12 protein-coding genes and 1 riboswitch are annotated in these 18,996 nt (G+C 69.5%); of the genes, 7 read left to right on the forward strand and 5 right to left on the reverse strand.

Translation table 11 applies throughout. From position 1 onward, the window contains the following. Positions 1-8: 8 nt before the first annotated feature. Positions 9-142: riboswitch (TPP riboswitch) on the forward strand. Together thiC and JOC24_RS06670 are read left to right on the forward strand one after the other, a co-directional pair. Beyond that, positions 135-2,042, forward strand: a complete 1,908-nt coding sequence (thiC, locus tag JOC24_RS06665) for a phosphomethylpyrimidine synthase ThiC (RefSeq protein WP_205019159.1) — start codon at positions 135-137, stop codon at positions 2,040-2,042. (Overlaps the previous riboswitch by 8 nt.) Positions 2,043-2,146: 104 nt before the next feature. Continuing rightward, positions 2,147-3,532: a VWA domain-containing protein gene (locus JOC24_RS06670; protein ID WP_205019160.1), complete on the forward strand. Its 1,386-nt coding sequence runs from the start codon at positions 2,147-2,149 to the stop codon at positions 3,530-3,532. Between the two features lie 254 nt (positions 3,533-3,786). Here JOC24_RS06670 and JOC24_RS06675 read toward each other — a convergent pair whose 3' ends face one another. From JOC24_RS06675 to JOC24_RS06685, 3 genes are all read right to left on the reverse strand, one after another. Then, the gene (locus tag JOC24_RS06675) at positions 3,787-4,611 is read right to left on the reverse strand and encodes a hypothetical protein (RefSeq protein WP_205019161.1); all 825 of its coding nucleotides are present in this window, start codon (positions 4,609-4,611) and stop codon (positions 3,787-3,789) included. Positions 4,612-4,791: 180 nt separating this feature from the next. Continuing rightward, positions 4,792-5,850 (reverse strand): metallophosphoesterase, encoded by a 1,059-nt coding sequence (locus tag JOC24_RS06680; protein ID WP_205019162.1) that lies wholly within the window; start codon positions 5,848-5,850, stop codon positions 4,792-4,794. A 174-nt stretch (positions 5,851-6,024) separates the two neighbouring features. Then, positions 6,025-7,137, reverse strand: coding sequence for a LacI family DNA-binding transcriptional regulator (locus tag JOC24_RS06685; RefSeq protein WP_078850484.1), 1,113 nt, complete (start codon positions 7,135-7,137; stop codon positions 6,025-6,027). Positions 7,138-7,549: 412 nt separating this feature from the next. Here JOC24_RS06685 and hisC point away from each other — a divergent pair, with 412 nt between their 5' ends. From hisC to JOC24_RS06710, 5 genes are all read left to right on the forward strand, one after another. Beyond that, on the forward strand, positions 7,550-8,629 hold the full coding sequence (gene hisC, locus JOC24_RS06690) for a histidinol-phosphate transaminase (RefSeq protein ID WP_205019163.1): 1,080 nt from the start codon (positions 7,550-7,552) through the stop codon (positions 8,627-8,629). A 282-nt stretch (positions 8,630-8,911) separates the two neighbouring features. Next, positions 8,912-10,420, forward strand: coding sequence for a cytochrome ubiquinol oxidase subunit I (locus JOC24_RS06695; RefSeq protein WP_205019164.1), 1,509 nt, complete (start codon positions 8,912-8,914; stop codon positions 10,418-10,420). 19 nt (positions 10,421-10,439) lie between these two features. Next, positions 10,440-11,441, forward strand: a complete 1,002-nt coding sequence (gene cydB, locus JOC24_RS06700; protein ID WP_205019165.1) for a cytochrome d ubiquinol oxidase subunit II — start codon at positions 10,440-10,442, stop codon at positions 11,439-11,441. A gap of 30 nt (positions 11,442-11,471) precedes the next feature. Beyond that, positions 11,472-15,026, forward strand: a complete 3,555-nt coding sequence (cydD, locus tag JOC24_RS06705; protein ID WP_205019166.1) for a thiol reductant ABC exporter subunit CydD — start codon at positions 11,472-11,474, stop codon at positions 15,024-15,026. Between the two features lie 61 nt (positions 15,027-15,087). Further along, positions 15,088-16,794 carry a sensor histidine kinase gene (locus JOC24_RS06710; protein WP_205019167.1) on the forward strand — a complete coding sequence of 569 codons (1,707 nt, stop codon included), beginning with the start codon at positions 15,088-15,090 and terminating at the stop codon, positions 16,792-16,794. A gap of 140 nt (positions 16,795-16,934) precedes the next feature. On the opposite strand, the gene JOC24_RS06715 is transcribed toward JOC24_RS06710, so the two are convergent. Both JOC24_RS06715 and JOC24_RS06720 read right to left on the reverse strand, forming a co-directional pair. Continuing rightward, a complete protein-coding gene (locus tag JOC24_RS06715) occupies positions 16,935-17,789 on the reverse strand; it encodes a Cof-type HAD-IIB family hydrolase (protein ID WP_205019168.1) in 855 nt (284 codons plus the stop codon). A 222-nt stretch (positions 17,790-18,011) separates the two neighbouring features. After that, positions 18,012-18,923 carry an LLM class flavin-dependent oxidoreductase gene (locus JOC24_RS06720; RefSeq protein WP_205019169.1) on the reverse strand — a complete coding sequence of 304 codons (912 nt, stop codon included), beginning with the start codon at positions 18,921-18,923 and terminating at the stop codon, positions 18,012-18,014. Between the last annotated feature and the right edge of the window lie 73 nt (positions 18,924-18,996).

The raw sequence follows: 18,996 nt of genomic DNA on the forward strand, positions 1-18,996 counted from the left end.
GGAGGCGCATTTGTACACGCGGGAGCTCGGAGCACCGGGCTGAGAGGGCGCTGACCTCCGTATATCCATACGGGACACGCTGCGCCGACCGCCGAACCTGTTACCGGGTAATGCCGGCGTAGGGAGTAGGTCTCATGACCACAGCGGACGCACGCACGCCTGCCTCGACGCAGAATGCACAGAACGCGCCGTCACCGGCGGGAAACGCGGACACGGCTGACGCCGTGGACTCCGCGAACGGCGACGGTGCGGGGAGCGAAGAGCCGGGAAGGTCCATCGGCTGGCACAAGGGGTACGTCCAGGGCTCACGTCCTGACCTCCGGGTGCCGGTCCGTCAGGTGCACCTGACCAACGGCAAGGACGTGACGTTGTACGACACGTCCGGGCCGTACACCGATCCCGCCACCGACACCGATGTGAGCCGAGGGCTCGACCCGCTCCGTGCGGGCTGGATCACCGCCCGCGGGGACACCGAGGAGTACGCGGGGCGTCCCGCGCGCCCCGAGGACGACGGACTCAGGCGCCCCTCGCCGCGAACGGCGTCTCCCCTGCACGGGCGGAGGGGAGAGCCGGGGGAAGGTCTGCGCAACCTCGACGCCGTCTTCCCGGGCCGCCCGCGGCAACCCCGTCGCAGCCGTGACGGCCGGCCCGTCACACAACTCGCTTACGCCCGGCGGGGGGAGATCACCCCGGAGATGGAGTACGTCGCGATCAGGGAGAACGTCGAACCGGAGGTCGTGCGCGAGGAGATCGCGGCGGGCCGGGCGGTCCTGCCGGCGAACGTCAACCACCCGGAGATCGAGCCGATGATCATCGGCAAGCGCTTCCTGGTGAAGGTGAACGCCAACATCGGCAACTCCGCGGTCACCTCCTCCATCGAGGAGGAGGTGGACAAGATGACCTGGGCCACCAAGTGGGGGGCCGACACGGTCATGGACCTCTCCACCGGCCGCAACATCCACACCACCCGCGAGTGGGTCCTGCGCAACTCCCCCGTGCCGATCGGCACCGTCCCCCTCTACCAGGCGCTGGAGAAGGTCGACGGCCGGGCCGAGGAGCTGACGTGGGAGATCTACAAGGACACCGTCATCGAACAGGCCGAGCAGGGCGTCGACTACATGACGGTGCACGCCGGTGTCCGGCTGCCGTACGTTCCGCTGACGGCCCGGCGTAAGACCGGAATCGTCTCGCGCGGTGGGTCCATCATGGCGGCCTGGTGCCTGGCGCACCACAAGGAGTCGTTCCTGTACGAGCACTTCGAGGAGCTCTGCGAGATCCTCGCGGCGTACGACGTGACGTACTCGCTCGGTGACGGGCTGCGCCCCGGTTCCATCGCCGACGCCAATGACGCGGCGCAGTTCGCCGAACTCCGCACGCTCGGCGAGCTCAACACCGTCGCCAAGCGGTTCGGCGTCCAGACGATGATCGAGGGCCCGGGGCACGTCCCGATGCACAAGATCAAGGAGAACATCGACCTGCAGCAGGAGATCTGCGAGGAGGCGCCGTTCTACACGCTCGGCCCCCTCACCACGGACGTGGCTCCCGCGTACGACCACATCACCTCGGGCATCGGCGCCGCGATGATCGCGTGGTGGGGTACGGCGATGCTCTGTTACGTCACGCCCAAGGAGCACTTGGGGCTGCCGAACCGTGACGACGTGAAGACCGGTGTCATCACGTACAAGATCGCCGCCCACGCGGCGGACCTCGCCAAGGGGCATCCCGGGGCTCAGGAGTGGGACGACGCGCTGTCGGACGCGCGGTTCGAGTTCCGCTGGGAGGACCAGTTCAACCTGGCGCTCGACCCCGACACCGCACGGGAGTTCCACGACGAGACCCTCCCGGCCGAACCGGCCAAGACGGCGCACTTCTGCTCGATGTGCGGTCCCAAGTTCTGCTCGATGAAGATCAGCAGAAGCATCTCCGAGCAGTTCGGCGGCGACGCGGATGCCACCTCGGAGGAGATCGAGGCCGGGATGCTTGAAAAGTCCAAGGAATTCGCCGCAGCCGGCAACCGGGTCTACCTGCCGCTGGCGGACTGAGCCGGTGGGCGGGGCTCTGCCGTCCCGGCGCCTCGCCCACCACCGGGGCGGCGAAGACCGGCAAGAACCAGCCATGAGGTCCATGTTCTCGGCAGACTGGGGCCATGACGACGAGATCCCTCAGCAAGGGTGCCAACGTATCCGTGGAGTCTTCGGCCCTGCGCGTCGAGCTCGTCTGGTCCCATGGACCGGGCGTGCCCGACGTCGATGCTTCGGCATTGCTGCTGACCTCGACCGGCCGGGTCCGTGACGACGGCGACTTCGTCTTCTACAACCAGCCGCGGCATACGTCCGAAGCCGTGGCGCACCTGGGGAAGCAGAGCGCCGCCGGTGTCACCAGTGACACCGTGGCAGTGGACCTCCGCTCACTCGACCCCGAGGTCGAGCGCGTCGCGTTGTGCGCCTCGGCCGACGGCGGAACCTTCGGTCAGGTGCCCGGGCTGACGCTGAGACTCCTCGACGCGGCTTCGGGGAGCGAGGTGGCGCACTTCGCCATGACGGCCGGCACCGAGACGGCGTTCATCTGCGGCGAGCTGTACCTGAGGCAGGGGCAGTGGAAGTTCCGGGCGGTGGGCCAGGGTTACGCCGCAGGGCTCGCCGGTCTGGCCACGGAGTTCGGCATCTCGGTCGACGAGCCGTCCTCCGACGCCGCGCCGCCGGCGCCCGCGCCCACGGCAATGGTTCCGCCCGCCGTACCGGCATCGAGCGTGTCGTCCGGGGGCCCGCGCCTCGGCAAGGGCGAGGAGCATCTTCCCGTTGACATGCGCAAGCGCCTGTCGCTGCGCAAGGAACAGGTGGCGGTCAGCCTGCGCAAACAGGGCGCGGAGGGGGTCGTCGCGCGTGTCGTCCTGGTGCTGGACGCATCGGGCTCCATGAGCTTCCTGTACACGCGGGGCGTCGTGGCCGACGTGGTGGAGCGGATGGCCGCGATCGCCGCGCAGCTCGACGACGACGGTGAGATGCAGGCATGGACGTTCGCCTCTCAGCCGGCCCGTCTGCCCGACCTCCGACTCGGTGAACTCCCGGATTGGCTGCGCCTGCACGTACGGGTCGGACAAGTGGGTCTCTTCCGTCGCAACAAGAGGCCGAGGGGGCTGGAAGCCGGGCAGGTCGACATGCGGGCCGTGGGCATCCAGAACGAGGAGCAGCGGGTCATCGCGGAGGTGCGTTCCCACGTCGCCCAGAATCCCACGACCGCCCCCACCTTGGTGCTGTTCTTCTCCGACGGTGGTGTCTACCGCAACGCCGAGATCGAGCGGGAGCTGCGCGCAGCGGTGGAGGAGCCGATCTTCTGGCAGTTCGTCGGCCTGGGCCGGTCCGACTACGGAGTGCTGGAACGGTTCGACTCCCTGCCGGGACGGCGCGTCGACAATGTCGGCTTCTTCGCTGTCGACGACATCAGCACGGTCCCCGACCAGGAGCTCTACGACCGGCTTCTGTCCGAGTTCCCGAGCTGGACGACCGCGGCGCGCCGGGCAGGCATCCTCTGAACGGGACCTGCCGGGCTGTGTCGTGAGTGGGGCGGCCCTGGATGAGGATCGCCCACGGCATCCGGCCGGAGCACAGGAGTGAAGAGGCCGAGACCGGGACGACGCCGCCTCTTCTCCGGGACCGGACCGGTCGGGCAGGCGACAGGGCAAGCAGGCGAAGTGGGCGGCCCCGGCACCGAGCCCGCTCAGGAACACCGCCGCCCCGGCACCGAGCCCGCTCAGGACCACGCGGTCGAAGCCGTGCGGCGGCCGGATCACTCCGGCTGGTGTTCGGGGCCGCCGAAGTCCGGGCTGGTGAAGTCGGGGCTGGTGAAGGTCGGACGGGGCCCGGCGGAGGGCCCGTCCCCCGGCCCTGAGAAGTCCGGCCTGCTGTAGCCGATCTTCGGGATCCTGCGGGCCGAGTGGTGCGGTGTCCCAGCGGCGGGCCCAGCGGTCGGGTCTGCCAGCGCGTCCCGGAGGAAGGGCAGGATGCCGCGTTCCAGCAGGGCGTGGCGCCATGCCTCCCGGGCGCGCGCCACGTCCTCCGGCAGTTCCTCCTCCTCGTCCACGGCGGGCAGCGCGGTGGCGCCGTTGCGCAGGGCGGTGACCAGGAGCCCCACGGCGGCGACGAGGATGGCCGCGGCGGCCACGGCAGCGAAGAACCAGCCGGCGGCGACCATGGTCCTGGCGAACGCCGGGGCGGGGCTGAGAGCCATCAAGGGGTAGCCGACGAGCAGGAATATCAGAGCCGCCGTACCCGCGAGGACCGGAGCCAGGACAGCGAGCACCGCGAGCGTACCGGCGCCCGTGGGGTCGGCTTCGTCCGCGGCGGGTCCGAGGACGGATCCCTGAGCGCCCGGGTCGTCCGGCCCGCGCAGCTCGCCGCGGACCTTCACGTAGTGGTCGTACTCGGTGGCGGCCGCCGCGGTGATCAGGGACGTGGCGTCGAGAGCCATCGTCCGGAGTTGTTCCGCGTTGAGCCGGTCGCCGACTCCGTCCAGATCCGGTCGTTCGTGAGCATGACGCAGTGCGTCGGCAAGGATCCGCTCATATTCGGGGCGGTCCTCGGCCAGCAGGTGCGGAGCGCTTTTCATGTGCATCCCCCGATGCTCCGTAGGGCCTGATCGACCGTGTGGACCGGATGATCGGGTGAAACGGAGGAGAGCCTGCTACTGATACGCCGATGGTAGAGCGCCTACGGCACAGGGTGACAGGGGGTTTACGGAAATAGGTGCGTCCGCCGACGGTACCGGGGTGTGGGGGTTCCTCCCCGGCGACCGTCAGTCACGCAGGGGAAGCTGGACGACCAACAGCTTTCCGGCCATGGTCACTCCGCCGTCCATGGCGATGGCGAGGCCGTCCGCGTAGACGTGTGGTCCGTCCACCACGGGCCGTGCCGCGTCCTCGCCCTCCTCCGATCCGACCTCGCCGAGCAGGTACGGAATGGGGCTGTGTCCGTGGACGACGCGCCGGCCGCCGTACGTCGCCATCAGTTCGCGGACGGCCTCCGCACCGCCCTCGTCGCGGAAGGCGAACCGCTTGGTGAGTTTGCGGAAGAGGTCCCAGCACTCATCGGCGTCGTTCCGCGTCAGAATGGCGTGCACCGTGTCGTTGACGTCCTCGATGGTCGATCCGTAGTCGAGGTAAGCAGTCGTGTCGGAGTGCATGAGCAGATGCCCGTCCTCCTCGACGACCGCGTCGAGCCGGGCCATCCACTGGAGATGGACGTCCTGGAGCCGCTCCATGTCCGTCTTCTGGCCGCCGTTGAGCAGCCAGGCGGCCTGGAACGTCGCGGTCCCGGCACCGGAGTTCACCGGGGTGCCGCCGAACCTCTTCGCGCCGAGCAGCAGCAGTTCGTGGTTGCCCATGAGGGCCTTGCAGTAGCCGCCGGCCGCCGCTGCCTCCGCGGAGAGGCGCATGACGAGATCGATGACGCCGATGCCGTCCGGACCGCGGTCGGTGAAGTCGCCGAGGAACCAGAGCCTGGCGTTGTCGGCCGCCCACCGGCCGTCCGCGTCGACGAGGCCCTGCGCACCGAGAGCGGCCAGGAGTTCGTCCAGGTAGCCGTGGACGTCGCCGACGACGTACAGCGGACCTGGGCCGGACTCGCCGGTGGGACGGGTCTCCGGGACGGCCTGCACCTGGACGGTGTCGCCGCGGTTGATCACGGGCAGATCGCGCTCGGTGGGTGTGTACCCCTCCGGGGGCTCGTGGCCCACCGCGACGTTGCCCGGGTGCGGCAAGGGCGCGTTCATCGGCATCTGCGCATACGGCGGTACGCGGAAGTCACGCAACGTCGCAGTCCGCACTACGGGTTCCTGACCGGCCCCCTGAGTCATCGACCCCTCCACCACCGTCGCGCCTCCGTACACCTGACGGGCCCTGCCTGGTAGAGGTGGTCCGCGGTGTCGTGCGCCCATCATAGGAATGCGGATCGTGCTGTGTGACGCACCAGGGGTGGTGAATCCTCGCGCGCACCCGGTTCATCGGCCGTTTGGTCCGGATTAATCCGATCAATCCCCGGCGGGGGATCGCGGAGCGCTGACCGTGGTGCGTGGTGGACGCCGCTGGGAGGACGTCCGGACGATGAGCTCAGTCGGTATGACCTGCTCCACCGGCCCGTCGTGTTCGACCCCTTCGATGGCGTCGATGAGGAGTTGGACGACCGCCGTACCGATCCTTCGGGGCTTCAGCGAGAGTGTGGTGATGGGGGGTTCGGTCGACGCGTACACGGTGGATTCGCTGCAGCAGACCAGCAGCAGGTCCTCGGGGACACGCAGACCGTAGCGCCGTGCGGCGGCGAGCAGATCTGTCCCGTTGGGGTCGAAGAGCCCGTAGACGGCGTCGGGGCGGTCGGGACGGGCGAGCAGGCGGTCCGCGGCCACGGCGCCCGCGCAGGGGTCGTGGGCGGGATAGGACTCGTAGACGGGATCCTGGCCGACCCGCTCGCACCAGTGGAGATAGGCGGTGGTGGAGAGGCGGGTGTACGTGTCGGTGGTCGTGCCGGTCAGCAGCCCGATACGGCGGGCTCCCGCGGCCGCGAGGTGGTCCAGGAGGTCGAGGACGGCCGCCCGGTGGTCGTTGTCGACCCAGGCGGTGACCGGAAGGGTGCCCGCCGGGCGCCCGTCGGAGACGACGGGCAGACCCTGGCGGACGAGTTCGGTCACCACCGGGTCCTGGTCGGAGGGGTCGATGACGACCGTTCCGTCCAGCGCGACGTTCGACCAGACGTCGTGGCGCGAGGTGGCGGGGAGGATCACGAGGGCGTAGCCGCGGGCGAGCGCGGCCGATGTGGCGGCTCTGGCCATCTCCGCGAAGTACGCGAACTCGGTGAAGGTGAAAGGTTCATCCCCGTACGTGGTCACGGTCAGGCCGATGAGCCCGGACTTGCCGGTACGGAGGGTTCGGGCCGCCGCGGAAGGGCGGTAGCCCAGTCGTTCGGCGACCTCGCGGACGTGGCTGCGGGTGGCATCCGGGAGCCTGCCCTTGCCGTTGAGAGCGTCGGACACGGTCGTGATGGAGACTCCGGCCGCCGCTGCTACGTCCCGGATCCCCGCCCGTCCTTGTCGGCCGCTTCGCCGGGGCGTCTCTGTCCGGCTCACCTGGTGCTTCCCTGCTGCTGTCATGGCGAGCCGATAGTAGGGCTCCGGCGGTGGGTAGGGCCGGTCGCATATGCACACGTCGGCAGGCACGTTTCTGCATGGTCAGGAGGAGCTAAATGCCTTGAGAATAAAGGGTGTTGAGGGTGCCAGGGTCGATGTGTCATGCATCGACGCGTGCGAACCTGCTGAATGGTCCATGTCTCGAAGAGGTCTCAACTCACCTTTTCGAGGGATGCGCGCCACGGCGTGAGCGACCGGCGCGCGGAGGGACGCGTGACGCTCCCCCTCTCCGGGCCGGTCGACGTCTGCCGGAGCGACGCGTGGTCGGCGTCTCATGCCGGAGAGGTCAATTCCGGATCCTGGCCATTCGCACAGGTGCCCAATCCTCATAAGGTGAGCAGTATTGATGTGTACGGATGGTCGAGGAGGACCTGCGGTGAGCGAGAAGAGCCCCAAGCTGCGTGCCGAGCTGGACGGCGTTCCTGCGTATGTGCCGGGCAAGCCGGCGTCCGCGGAGGGACCGGTCGCCTTCAAGCTGTCCTCCAACGAGAACCCGTATCCCCCGTTGCCCGGCGTCATGGAGTCGGTGCTCTCCGCGGCCGCGGCGTTCAACCGGTATCCGGACATGGCCTGCACCGGTCTGATGAACGAGCTGGCCGAGCGGTTCGGTGTGCCTGTTTCCCACCTGGCCACGGGTACGGGCTCGGTCGGTGTCGCCCAGCAGTTGCTGCAGGCCACCTCGGGTCCGGGTGACGAGGTCATCTACGCCTGGCGGTCGTTCGAGGCGTACCCGATCATCACGCAGATCAGCGGTGCGACGTCGGTCAAGGTGCCGCTGACCGCCGGCGAGGTGCACGACCTCGACGCCATGGCCGGGGCGGTCACCGACCGTACTCGGATGATCTTCGTCTGCAATCCGAACAACCCGACCGGAACCGTCGTGCGCCGGGCGGAGCTGGAGCGGTTCCTGGACCGTGTCCCGGAGGATGTCCTGGTCGTGCTCGACGAGGCGTACAAGGAGTTCATCCGCGACGCCGATGTGCCGGACGGCATCGAGATCTACCGTGACCGGCCCAATGTCGCGGTGCTCCGGACCTTCTCCAAGGCGTACGGCCTCGCGGGGCTGCGGGTCGGCTTCGCGGTGGCGCACGAGCCCGTGGCGGCGGCCCTGCGCAAGACGGCCGTGCCCTTCGGCGTCAGCCAGGTCGCCCAGGACGCGGCCGTCGCCTCGCTGCGTGCCGAGGACGAGCTGCTGGGGCGGGTGGGATCGCTGGTCGGTGAGCGTGCCCGGGTGTACGACGGGCTGGTGCGGCAGGGCTGGACCGTCCCCGAGTCCCAGGCGAACTTCGTGTGGCTGCGGCTCGGGGGCCGCACGTTCGATTTCGCCGGGGTCTGCGAGCGGGCGGGTGTGGTCGTGCGGCCCTTCGCCGGTGAGGGCGTGCGGGTCACGATCGGGGAGGCGGAGGCCAACGACGTGTTCCTGAAGGTGGCGGAGTCCTTCCACCAGGAGAAGTAGCGGCGCGGCCGACGGACCACCGGTGGCCCCGGACCTCGATCACCGAGGTCCGGGGCCACCGCTCTTTTCGAACCGGGACTGCGCCTGTGACGCCTGTCCGGTTTCGGGCGGGTCGGCAGGATCGGCCGGAAAGCACCCCCCACTCGAAACCTTCGAAGACATGTGCGCCATAATGCTTGTGAATGTGAACGCGTTCACAAGCGCGCCCCGTTTCCTCCCTTGATCGGGTGGATTGACCGGGCACTCTGCGGCTGTGATCACGGCGACGTAAGGAGAAGAGTCGTGGACCTGGCTCTGGCACCAGAGACTCTGGCGCGATGGCAGTTCGGCATCACCACCGTCTACCACTTCCTGTTCGTCCCTCTGACGATCTCTCTCGCCGCGCTCACGGCCGGCCTGCAGACCGCCTGGGTGCGCACGGACAACGAGAAGTACCTCAGGGCGACCAAGTTCTGGGGCAAGCTGTTTCTGATCAACATCGCCATGGGCGTGGTCACCGGCATCGTCCAGGAGTTCCAGTTCGGGATGAACTGGTCCGACTACTCGCGGTTCGTCGGTGACGTCTTCGGCGCCCCGCTCGCCTTCGAGGCGCTGATCGCGTTCTTCTTCGAGTCCACCTTCATCGGCCTGTGGATCTTCGGCTGGGACAAGCTGCCGAAGAAGATCCATCTCGCCTGCATATGGATGGTGTCCATAGGCACGATCCTCTCGACGTTCTTCATCCTGGCCGCCAACTCCTGGATGCAGCACCCGGTCGGTTACCGGATCAACGAGGAACGCGGCCGTGCCGAGCTCACCGACTTCTGGAAGGTGCTCACCCAGGACACCGCGCTCACCCAGTTCTTCCACACCATCACGGCGGCCTTCCTCGTCGGCGGCGCCTTCATGGTCGGCATCTCCGCCTTCCACCTGGCCCGCAAGAAGCACATCCGGGTGATGCGCACCTCGCTGAGGGTCGGGCTGGTCACGGTGGTGGCGGCAGGGATGCTCACCGCGGTCAGCGGAGACACCCTCGGCAAGGTGATGTTCAAGCAGCAGCCGATGAAGATGGCCGCGGCGGAGGCGCTGTGGGAGGGCGAGGACGGTGCCCCCTTCTCGCTCTTCGCGGTCGGGGATGTCGCCGAGGGGCACAACGACGTGGAGGTCTCCATACCCGGAGTGCTCTCGTTCCTCGCGGACAACACCTTCACCTCCTACGTTCCTGGCATCAACGACATCAACAAGGAACTGCAGGAGACCTACGGGCCCGGTGACTACCGGCCCAACATCCCGGTCGCCTTCTGGAGCTTCCGCTGGATGATCGGCTTCGGCATGGCGTCGTTCGGGCTCGGTCTGCTCGGGCTGTGGCTGACGCGGCGGAAGTTCCTGCTGCCACCGGCGTTGCGCACGGACGAGGACGAGGTGCCGAACCTGGTGCTGTTCAGGAACAAGGCGCTGAGCCCGAAGCTCGCCAAGCTCTACTGGATCACAGCCCTGTGGACCATGCTCTTCCCCCTGATCGCCAATTCCTGGGGCTGGATCTTCACCGAGATGGGGCGGCAGCCCTGGGTGGTGTACGGGGTGTTCCAGACCCGCGACGCGGTCTCACCGGGGGTCTCGCAGGGGGAGGTCCTCACCTCCATGATCGGCTTCACGGCGCTCTACGCGGTGCTCGCCGTCATCGAGGTCAAGCTCCTCCTGAAGTACGTCAAGGCGGGTCCGCCCGAGCTCACCGAGGCCGACCTCAACCCGCCCACCCGGATCGGCGGCCACGACGAGGACGCCGACCGGCCGATGGCCTTCTCCTACTGAGATCAAGCGGAGCTGAGAGATGGAACTCCACGACGTCTGGTTCGTGCTCATCGCCGTCCTGTGGACCGGCTACTTCTTCCTGGAGGGATTCGACTTCGGAATCGGGGTCCTCACCAAGCTGCTGGCCCGGGACCGCAAGGAGCGCCGCGTCCTGATCAACACGATCGGGCCGGTCTGGGACGGGAACGAGGTGTGGCTGCTCAGCGCGGGCGGTGCGACCTTCGCGGCCTTCCCCGAGTGGTACGCCACCTTGTTCTCCGGTTTCTACCTGCCTCTGCTGGTCATCCTGCTCTGCCTGATCGTGCGGGGGGTGGCGTTCGAGTACCGGGCGAAGCGGCCCGAGGAGCGCTGGCAGACCAACTGGGAGCACGCGATCTTCTGGACCTCGCTGATCCCGGCCGTTCTCTGGGGCGTGGCCTTCGGGAACATCGTCCGCGGCGTGAAGATCGATGCCGACATGGAGTACGTCGGCAACCTCTGGGACCTGCTCAACCCGTACGCCATCCTGGGTGGGCTGGTCACGCTCTTCCTCTTCACCTTCCACGGAGCGGTGTTCGCCGCGCTCAAGACCGTCGGTGACATCAGGAAGCGTGCGCGCGGGCTGGCCCTGAAGCTGGGCCTGGTCACCGCGGTGCTCGCGCTGGGCTTCCTCCTCTGGACCCAGGCGGACAACGGCAACCGCTGGAGTCTGGCAGCGATGATCATCGCTGTCCTGTCGCTGGTCCTGGCAATCGGCGCCATCGCGGCGGGACGTGAGGGCTGGTCCTTCGCCTTCTCCGGGGTGACCATCGCTGCGGCGGTCGCGATGCTCTTCCTGACGCTCTTCCCGAACGTCATGCCGTCTTCGCTGGACGACGCCTGGAACCTCACGGTCTCCAACGCCTCCTCCAGCCCGTACACCCTCAAGATCATGACCTGGTGCGCCGGCATCGCCACGCCGGTGGTGCTGCTGTACCAGGGGTGGACGTACTGGGTGTTCCGCAAGCGCATCGGTACGCAGCACATCGCCGATACGCACTAGTCGCCCTGACACCCTGGGGAGCTGTTTCACGTGAAACCGATCGACCCTCGTCTGCTCCGGTACGCCCGAGCCACCCGGTTCTTCCTGGCGGCCGTGGTGGCACTGGGCGTGGTCGGAGCCGCACTGGTCATCGCCCAGGCCATGCTCGTCGCCGAAGTGGTGGTGGGCGGATTCGAGAACGGGCTGACCGTTGCCGGGCTCCGCACCCCACTGCTCCTGCTCGCCGCTGTCGCTCTGGGACGGGGGTTCGTGGCCTGGCTCACCGAACTGGCCGCCTACCGGGCCAGCTCCGCGGTCAAGTCCGAACTGCGCGGCCGCCTCATGGAACGGGCCTCCGAACTGGGGCCGGACTGGCTGAGCGGGCAGCGCACCGGGTCGCTGATCGCCCTGGCCACCCGGGGCGTCGACGCCCTTGACGACTACTTCTCGCGCTATCTCCCGCAGCTCGGACTCGCAGTCGTCGTTCCGGTGGCGGTGCTGGCCCGGATCGTCACCGAGGACTGGGTCTCGGCGGCGATCATCGTCGTGACGCTGCCGCTGATTCCGCTCTTCATGATTCTGATCGGATGGGCCACCCAGTCCCGGATGGACCGGCAGTGGAAGTTGCTGTCACGGCTCTCAGGGCACTTTCTCGACGTGGTCGCCGGGCTGCCGACGCTGAAGGTCTTCGGGCGGGCCAAGGCCCAGGCCGAATCGATCCGCAGTATCACCTCGGAGTACCGCCGGGCCACGCTGAAGACCCTCCGGATCGCCTTCCTCTCCTCCTTCGCCCTGGAACTGCTGGCGACTCTCTCCGTGGCCCTGGTGGCGGTGACGATCGGAATGCGGCTCGTCCACGGAGAACTCGACCTCTACACGGGACTGGTGGTCCTCATCCTGGCGCCGGAGGCCTATCTGCCCATCCGCCAGGTCGGCGCGCAGTACCACGCGGCTGCCGAGGGACTCTCGGCAGCCGAGGAGATCTTCGCCGTACTGGAGACCGAGCCGGCGGCCGACGGCACCCAGGAGGTGCCACAGTCGCTGCGGCTGGAACTGGAGGGAGTGGCGGTGCGGCACCCGGGCCGGACCGAGCTTTCCCTGGCTGCCGCATCCCTCGTGGTGGAGCCGGGGGAAACGGTGGCCTTGGTCGGCCCCAGCGGAATCGGTAAGTCCACGCTCCTCGGTGTGGTGCTGGGGTTCACCACGCCCGACGAGGGGCGGGTAAGGGTCGGCGGAACCCCTCTGTCCGACCTCTCCCCCGAACGTTGGCGTGAGCAGATCGCCTGGGTGCCGCAGCGTCCGCACCTCTTCGCCGGGACGATCGCGGAGAACGTTCGACTGGCCCGCCCGGACGCGGACGATGCGGCGGTCATGGCCGCGCTCCGGGACGCAGGGGCGCTGGAGTTCGTCGACGCGTTGCCGGGCGGCGCCGGGACCGTACTGGGCGAGGACGGTGCGGGACTCTCCGCGGGGCAGCGGCAGCGGCTGGCGCTGGCGCGGGCCTTCCTCGCCGACCGGCCTGTGCTGCTGCTGGACGAGCCAACGGCGAGCCTGGACGGCGAGACGGAGGCCGGCATCGTCGAGGCGGTGCGAAGGCTGGCCGCGGGACGAACGGTGCTGCTGGTCGTGCACCGGCCGGCGCTGCTCTCGGTCGCGGACCGGGTGGTGGCGCTCGAGCCGGGTACGCGCGATGCGCCGCCCCAAAGTGAGGAGCCGGACGGTGGGGCGGCCCCTGGGCCTGTCGCTCCGCGTGTCCCGGACAGCCCCGAGGGGCTGGGTGCGGGGGAGCCCGCGCTGCTCAAGGACACCGTCCCGAGGGCCGGCGGCCGCGTGCTCACGCGGGTCCGGGAGGCCGCCGGTTCCCAGCACGGGAAGCTGGGGTTGGCCCTGTTGCTGGGCAGTCTCGCCGTGGGGTCCTCGGTCGGACTCATGGCCGTCTCCGGATGGCTGATCTCACGCGCTTCCGAGCAGCCGCCGGTGCTGTATCTGATGGTCGCGGTCACCGCGACCCGGGCGTTCGGTATCGGCCGGGCCGTCTTCCGCTACGCGGAGCGGCTGGTGTCCCACGACGCTGTGCTGAGGATGCTCGCCGAGCTCCGGGTGTCCGTCTATCGAGGGCTGGAGCGCATAGCGCCCGCCGGTCTTCGGGCCACGCGGCGGGGCGACCTGCTGTCCCGGCTCGTCTCCGACGTCGACGCCCTGCAGGACTACTGGCTGCGCTGGCTGCTGCCCGTGGGAACCGCCCTCGCGGTGGGGGCGGGGTCGGTCGCCTTCACCGGCTGGATGCTTCCGGAGGCAGGTGCTGTCCTGGCCGCAGGGCTGCTTCTCGCGGGTGTGGGCGTGCCGTGGCTGAGCGGAGCGTGCTCCCGTCGTGCCGAGCGCCAACTGGCCCCCGCGAGGGCCGCGCTGGCCGTCCGGGTCGCCGACCTTCTGGGCGGGACGGCCGAGCTGGCTGTCGCCGGCGCACTGCCGTCGCGCAGGGAACAGGTGCGCACGGCGGACGCCCTCCTCACCCGCATCGCCTCGCGCGCCGCGTCCGCGACGGCGCTCGGCGGGGGGCTGTCCGCCCTGATCTGCGGGCTGACCGTCGTGGGTGCGGCGATCGTCGCGCTGCCCGCCGTGTACGACGCACGGCTGGCGGGTATCGAGCTCGCCGTCGTCGTGCTCACCCCCCTCGCCGCGTTCGAGGCGGTGACGGGGCTGCCGCTCGCGGTGCAGTACCGCCGGCGGGTCGAGCGGAGCGCCGACCGGGTCTTCGAGGTGCTGGACGCCCCTGTACCGGTAGAGGAGCCTGCCGCACCGGCCGAGGCGCCGGCTTCGCCCTTCCCGCTCGACGTGCGAGGTCTGTCGGCCCGGTACGAGGGCGCGGAACGCGATGCCCTGCACTCCGTCGGTCTGACACTGCACGCCGGCAAGCGCGTGGCTGTCGTGGGACCGTCCGGCTCGGGCAAGACCACGCTGGCACAGGTCCTCCTCCGCTTCCTGGATCCTCGTGAAGGGACGTACCGTCTCGGAGGTGTCGAAGCTTCCGTGCTGGACGGGGACACGGTCCGCACCTTCGTCGGGCTGTGCGCCCAGGACGCCCACGTCTTCGACAGCTCCATCCGCGAGAATCTGCGGCTCGCCCGCACCGGTGCGACGGACGATCTGCTGAGGGAGGCACTTGCGGGCGCCCGGCTTCTGGACTGGGTCCAGTCACTTCCGGACGGCCTCGACACGCTGGTGGGTGAACACGGGGCCCGGCTGTCGGGTGGTCAGAGGCAGCGCCTGGCGCTCGCCCGTGCGCTCCTCGCCGACTTCCCCGTACTCGTCCTCGACGAGCCCGCGGAGCACCTCGATCTGGCGACGGCGGACGCGCTGACCGCTGATCTGCTGGTGGCCACTCAGGGGCGTACGACCCTGCTGATCACCCATCGCCTGGCCGGACTCGAAGCGGTGGACGAGATCCTGGTGCTGGACGCGGGCCGGGTCGTGCAGCAGGGCCCGTACGCCGCGCTCGCCGCCCAGGACGGTCCGCTGCGTCGGATGCTCGAGCGTGAGCAGGACCCGGTGGGCACCGAGCAGGATCAGATGCGTCCGGCCGCGGCGGCGTCCGCACGGGCCTGAGGACAGGGGCCGACTTGAAATCCGACTTTCCGGAACATTAGGTATTTATTAGGCTCAGGTCATGCCTCAGCAGGATCCGAAGTACTCGCCCGGAGCCGCGCAGCAGACCGCCGGAAGCCTGCGAGGCCTTTCCGCGGAGTTGACCGCACGCGTTCCGCAACTGCTGAAAGCGACGAGGTCCGTCGGTACGGGTCTGGAACTCCACTCGACCCTCGAGCGCATCTGTGAGACCGCGGCGGAGCTCGCCCACGCCCGCTATGCGGCCATCGGCGTCGTCGAGAATCCCGGTGAGAGCCTCAGCGACTTCATCACTCATGGGGTATCGGAGGAGACCGCCCGGGCGATCGGCCGCCCGCCCGACGGGCACACCGGGCTCCTGGGCGCACTGATCAAGGACGGGGTTCCCATTCGGCTGGAGGATCTGGAGGCCGATCCGCGTTTCGCGGGATTCCCGGCCGCGCATCCGCGTATGCGCACCTTCCTCGGGGTCCCGATCCGGGTCCAGGGCAGGATCTTCGGCAATCTCTACGTGACGGAGAAGCAGGGCCACGGCGCATTCGGCGATGACGAGCTGCACATTCTGCGCGTGCTGGCCACGGAGGCCGGGATCGCCATCGGCCACGCTCGGACCTACGAGGCGGCCCGGCAGCGGGAACAGTGGATCGAGGGCTCGGTGGCTGTCACCACCGCCCTGCTCTCGGGCGGGGACGCCGACGAGGCGCTCGCCGTCGTCGCCGAACAGGCGCGCCGCCTCGCCGACGCCGCGGCCGGCATCGTGCTGCTTCCGGCCGCAGGGGGAGGTCTTGAGATCGTCGCCGTCGCCGGGGACAAACCGTCCGCCTCCCTCGGAGTGATCATTCCGCCGAAGAGCCCCGTGGTCGCTGCGCTGCTGAGGGGCGAGGAGGTGTACCTGGAGGACCCGGTGGCCGACCCCCGCATGATCACCAGGCTGGCCGGTCAGTTCGGCCCGCACGTGCTGCTCCCCCTCCGCAGCGGTGGCCGGGTGCTGGGGGCGCTCTCCATCCCCCGGGCCCGGGGCGGCAGGCCGTTCACCCGGGCGGAGAGGCTGCTCGCCACCCACTTCGCCGCCCAGGCCGCACTGGCCCTGAAACTGGCCGAGGCCCAGCGCGACCGGGAGAGGCTGGCCGTGTACGAGGACCGGGACCGCATCGCCCGCGACCTCCACGACCTCGTCATCCAGCGTCTGTTCGCCACCGGGATCATGCTGGAGGGTGCTCAGCGGCGCTCTCCGGTTCCCGCGGTGCAGGACGGCATCGGGCGGGCCGTCGACGAACTGGACGTGACCATCCAGGAGATCCGTACGGCCATCTTCGCGCTGCAGCACGAACCGGAGGAGGCGCCCGCCGGGCTGCGGACCCGAGTGCTGCGGGAGATCAACATGGCGGCGGTGCCGCTGGGGTTCATGCCCTCGCACCGATTCCTCGGCCCCGTCGACTCACTGGTGGGGGAGCTCCCGGGCAAGAATCTCATCGCGGCTCTGCGCGAGGCGCTGTCCAACACGTTCCGTCACGCCGGAGCGTCACGCGTCGAGGTGAGGGTGGACGCGACCGCTGTACTGCCCGACGGGCGCGACGCGGTGCGGCTGACGGTCACGGACGACGGGGTGGGCATCCCCGACGGCGGGCGGCGCAGCGGACTGCGCAACCTCGCCAGGCGGGCCGAGTCGCTGGGCGGCGAGAGCTGGTTCGGGCCGGGGGACGGCGAGGGCGACAGCGGTACGACGGTGACGTGGCAGGTCCCGCTCTGACGGCACGGTGGGCCCCAGGACGCGTCGGCTCACAGTGCGCTTCGGGTGAGCGGCCCATGAAGGGCCTCGTCAGGCGGCCTCGGTGAGCGGCCTCGGCCGGTGGTTCGGCGGCCGCTTCGGCGTGTGGTTCAGCGGCCGCTTCAGCGTGTGGTTCGGCGGGCGGTGAGGATCCGCTCGATGACGACCGCGACACCGTCCTCGTCGTTCGTGAGCGTCACTCCGGACGCGGCGGTCACAGCGGCCGGGTGGGCGTTCCCCATGGCGAACGAGGCACCGGCCCAGCTCAGCATCTCCACGTCGTTGGGCATGTCCCCGAACGCGACCACCTCGTCCGGAGCGATCCCGCGCTCCGCGCAGCAGGCTGCCAGCGTGCGGGCCTTGGAAACCCCGAGGCCACTGATCTCCAGGAGCGCGGTGGGGCTGGACCGGGTGAACGAGGCCTGGTGTCCCGCGATTTCGCGGGCCAGCGCGAGGAAGGCGTCGGGGGCCAGTTCGGGGTGGTGGGCGAGGACCTTGAGGACCGGCGTACCGGTGCCCGGAGCCTCCTCGTACAGGAGCTTCTCCGCGACGGCGACCGTGGCGCCCGGGTCCATGTGGAACGGGGGGTAGGCGGGTTCGTAGTGGATGCCGGTGGCCAGCTCGACGGCGAACGACACTCCGGGGGCGGCTTCGCGCAGAGCATCGACCACGCCCAGGGCGATCTCGCGGTCCAGTGGATGGACACTGAGCAGCCGGCCGTCGCGGAGATCGGCGACAGCGGCCCCGTTCGCGCAGATCGCCATGCCGTGGCCCTGTACGTACGGGCTGACGACGTCCATCCAGCGGGCGGGCCTTCCCGTGACGAAGAAGACTTCGATTCCGGCCTCTTCGGCGGCTGCCAGGGCGGCGATCGTACGGTCCGACAAGGTCTTGTCGTCGCGCAGGAGCGTGCCGTCCAGATCGGTGGCGATCAGCCGGGTCACGGCAGGCAGGGGCGAGTCGGTAGCTGAGGTCACCCGCTCATTCTCCCGTACGGAGTCGCACGGGCGTGCAGAGGGGCGCCCATTTGAGTAAGCGCGCCCCTGAGCTGCGGAACCTGACAGAGGCATATGCCGACGGCGCCCCGGGCGCGCCGCCGGGCCGGAAACGGTGCACCCGGAGCGGCGGCCCGTCCTCGCAAGGGTCGTCGGACGCGGGGTCGGGGCCTGTCCCGGCCGCCCACGGGAGCCGGACGGAGGTCAGCTCAGCTGGGCCAGTGCCTCGGTGGCGATACGTTCGAACACGTCCTGGTCCTGGGCGAAGTCGGAGTCCGGCACGGGCCAGTGGACGACGATCTCGGTGAAACCGAGGTCGAAGTGCGTTCCCGCGAAGTCCACGAACGCGTCGAGCGACTGCAGGGGGCGGCCGGGGGTGAAGCCGGTGAGCAGGATCTTGTCCAGCTCCGACACATCCCGGCCGATCTTCTCGCAGGCCGCACCGAGCCGGGCGATCTGGCCGCGGATGGCTGCCACGGACTCCTCGGGGCTGCCGGTCCCGAACAATTTCGGATCACCCGTGGTCACCCACCCCTGGCCGTACCGCGCGGCGAGCCCGAGTCCGCGTGGTCCGGTCGCGGCGACCGCGAAGGGCAGCCGCGGGCGCTGTACACAGCCGGGGATGTTCCGGGCCTCGTTCGCGGCGTAGAACCGGCCCTCCTGCGTCACTGAGGGCTCCCGCAGCAGCCGGTCGAGCAGAGGGACGAACTCGTCGAAGTGGTCGGCGCGTTCACGTGGGGTCCACGGCTCCTCGGCACTCCCGCGCAGTGTGGTGGCGTCGAAGCCGCTGCCGCCGGCACCGATGCCGAGCGTGATCCGTCCGTCGGAGACGTCGTCCAGGGTGATGAGGTCCTTGGCGAGCGTCACCGGGTGCCGGAAGTTGGGTGAGGTGACGAGCGTGCCCAGGCGCAGCCGCTCGGTCGCGGCGGCCGCTGCCGTCAGCGTCGGTACGGCTCCGAACCACGGGCCGTCGCGGAACGTCCGCCAGGCCAGGTGGTCGTAGGTGTACGCGGCGTGGAATCCCAGCTCCTCGGCGCGTACCCACAGCGGTCGGCCGCCGTCGTGCCAGCGGTGGATGGGCAGGATCACTGTGCTCAGTCGACGGGAGGAGGTCATGGCCACGACTCTACGGCGACGACGCCGTGGCATCGCCGACCACCCGAAACGGTGGGAACCACGTGCGGATCGC

Origin of the sequence: Streptomyces sp. HB132, assembly GCF_016909575.1 — a bacterium.
Taxonomy (GTDB): Bacteria; Actinomycetota; Actinomycetes; order Streptomycetales; family Streptomycetaceae; genus Streptomyces.

Excerpts from the sequence above, each read along its gene's own strand:
- JOC24_RS06670 (WP_205019160.1), top strand. The coding sequence starts at position 2,147 with ATGACGACGAGATCCCTCAGCAAGGGTGCCAACGTATCCGTGGAGTCT.
- cydB (WP_205019165.1), top strand. The coding sequence starts at position 10,440 with ATGGAACTCCACGACGTCTGGTTCGTGCTCATCGCCGTCCTGTGGACC.
- JOC24_RS06675 (WP_205019161.1), bottom strand. The coding sequence starts at position 4,611 with ATGCACATGAAAAGCGCTCCGCACCTGCTGGCCGAGGACCGCCCCGAA.
- JOC24_RS06720 (WP_205019169.1), bottom strand. The coding sequence starts at position 18,923 with ATGACCTCCTCCCGTCGACTGAGCACAGTGATCCTGCCCATCCACCGC.
- JOC24_RS06685 (WP_078850484.1), bottom strand. The coding sequence starts at position 7,137 with ATGACAGCAGCAGGGAAGCACCAGGTGAGCCGGACAGAGACGCCCCGG.
- JOC24_RS06680 (WP_205019162.1), bottom strand. The coding sequence starts at position 5,850 with ATGACTCAGGGGGCCGGTCAGGAACCCGTAGTGCGGACTGCGACGTTG.
- JOC24_RS06710 (WP_205019167.1), top strand. The coding sequence starts at position 15,088 with ATGCCTCAGCAGGATCCGAAGTACTCGCCCGGAGCCGCGCAGCAGACC.
- thiC (WP_205019159.1), top strand. The coding sequence starts at position 135 with ATGACCACAGCGGACGCACGCACGCCTGCCTCGACGCAGAATGCACAG.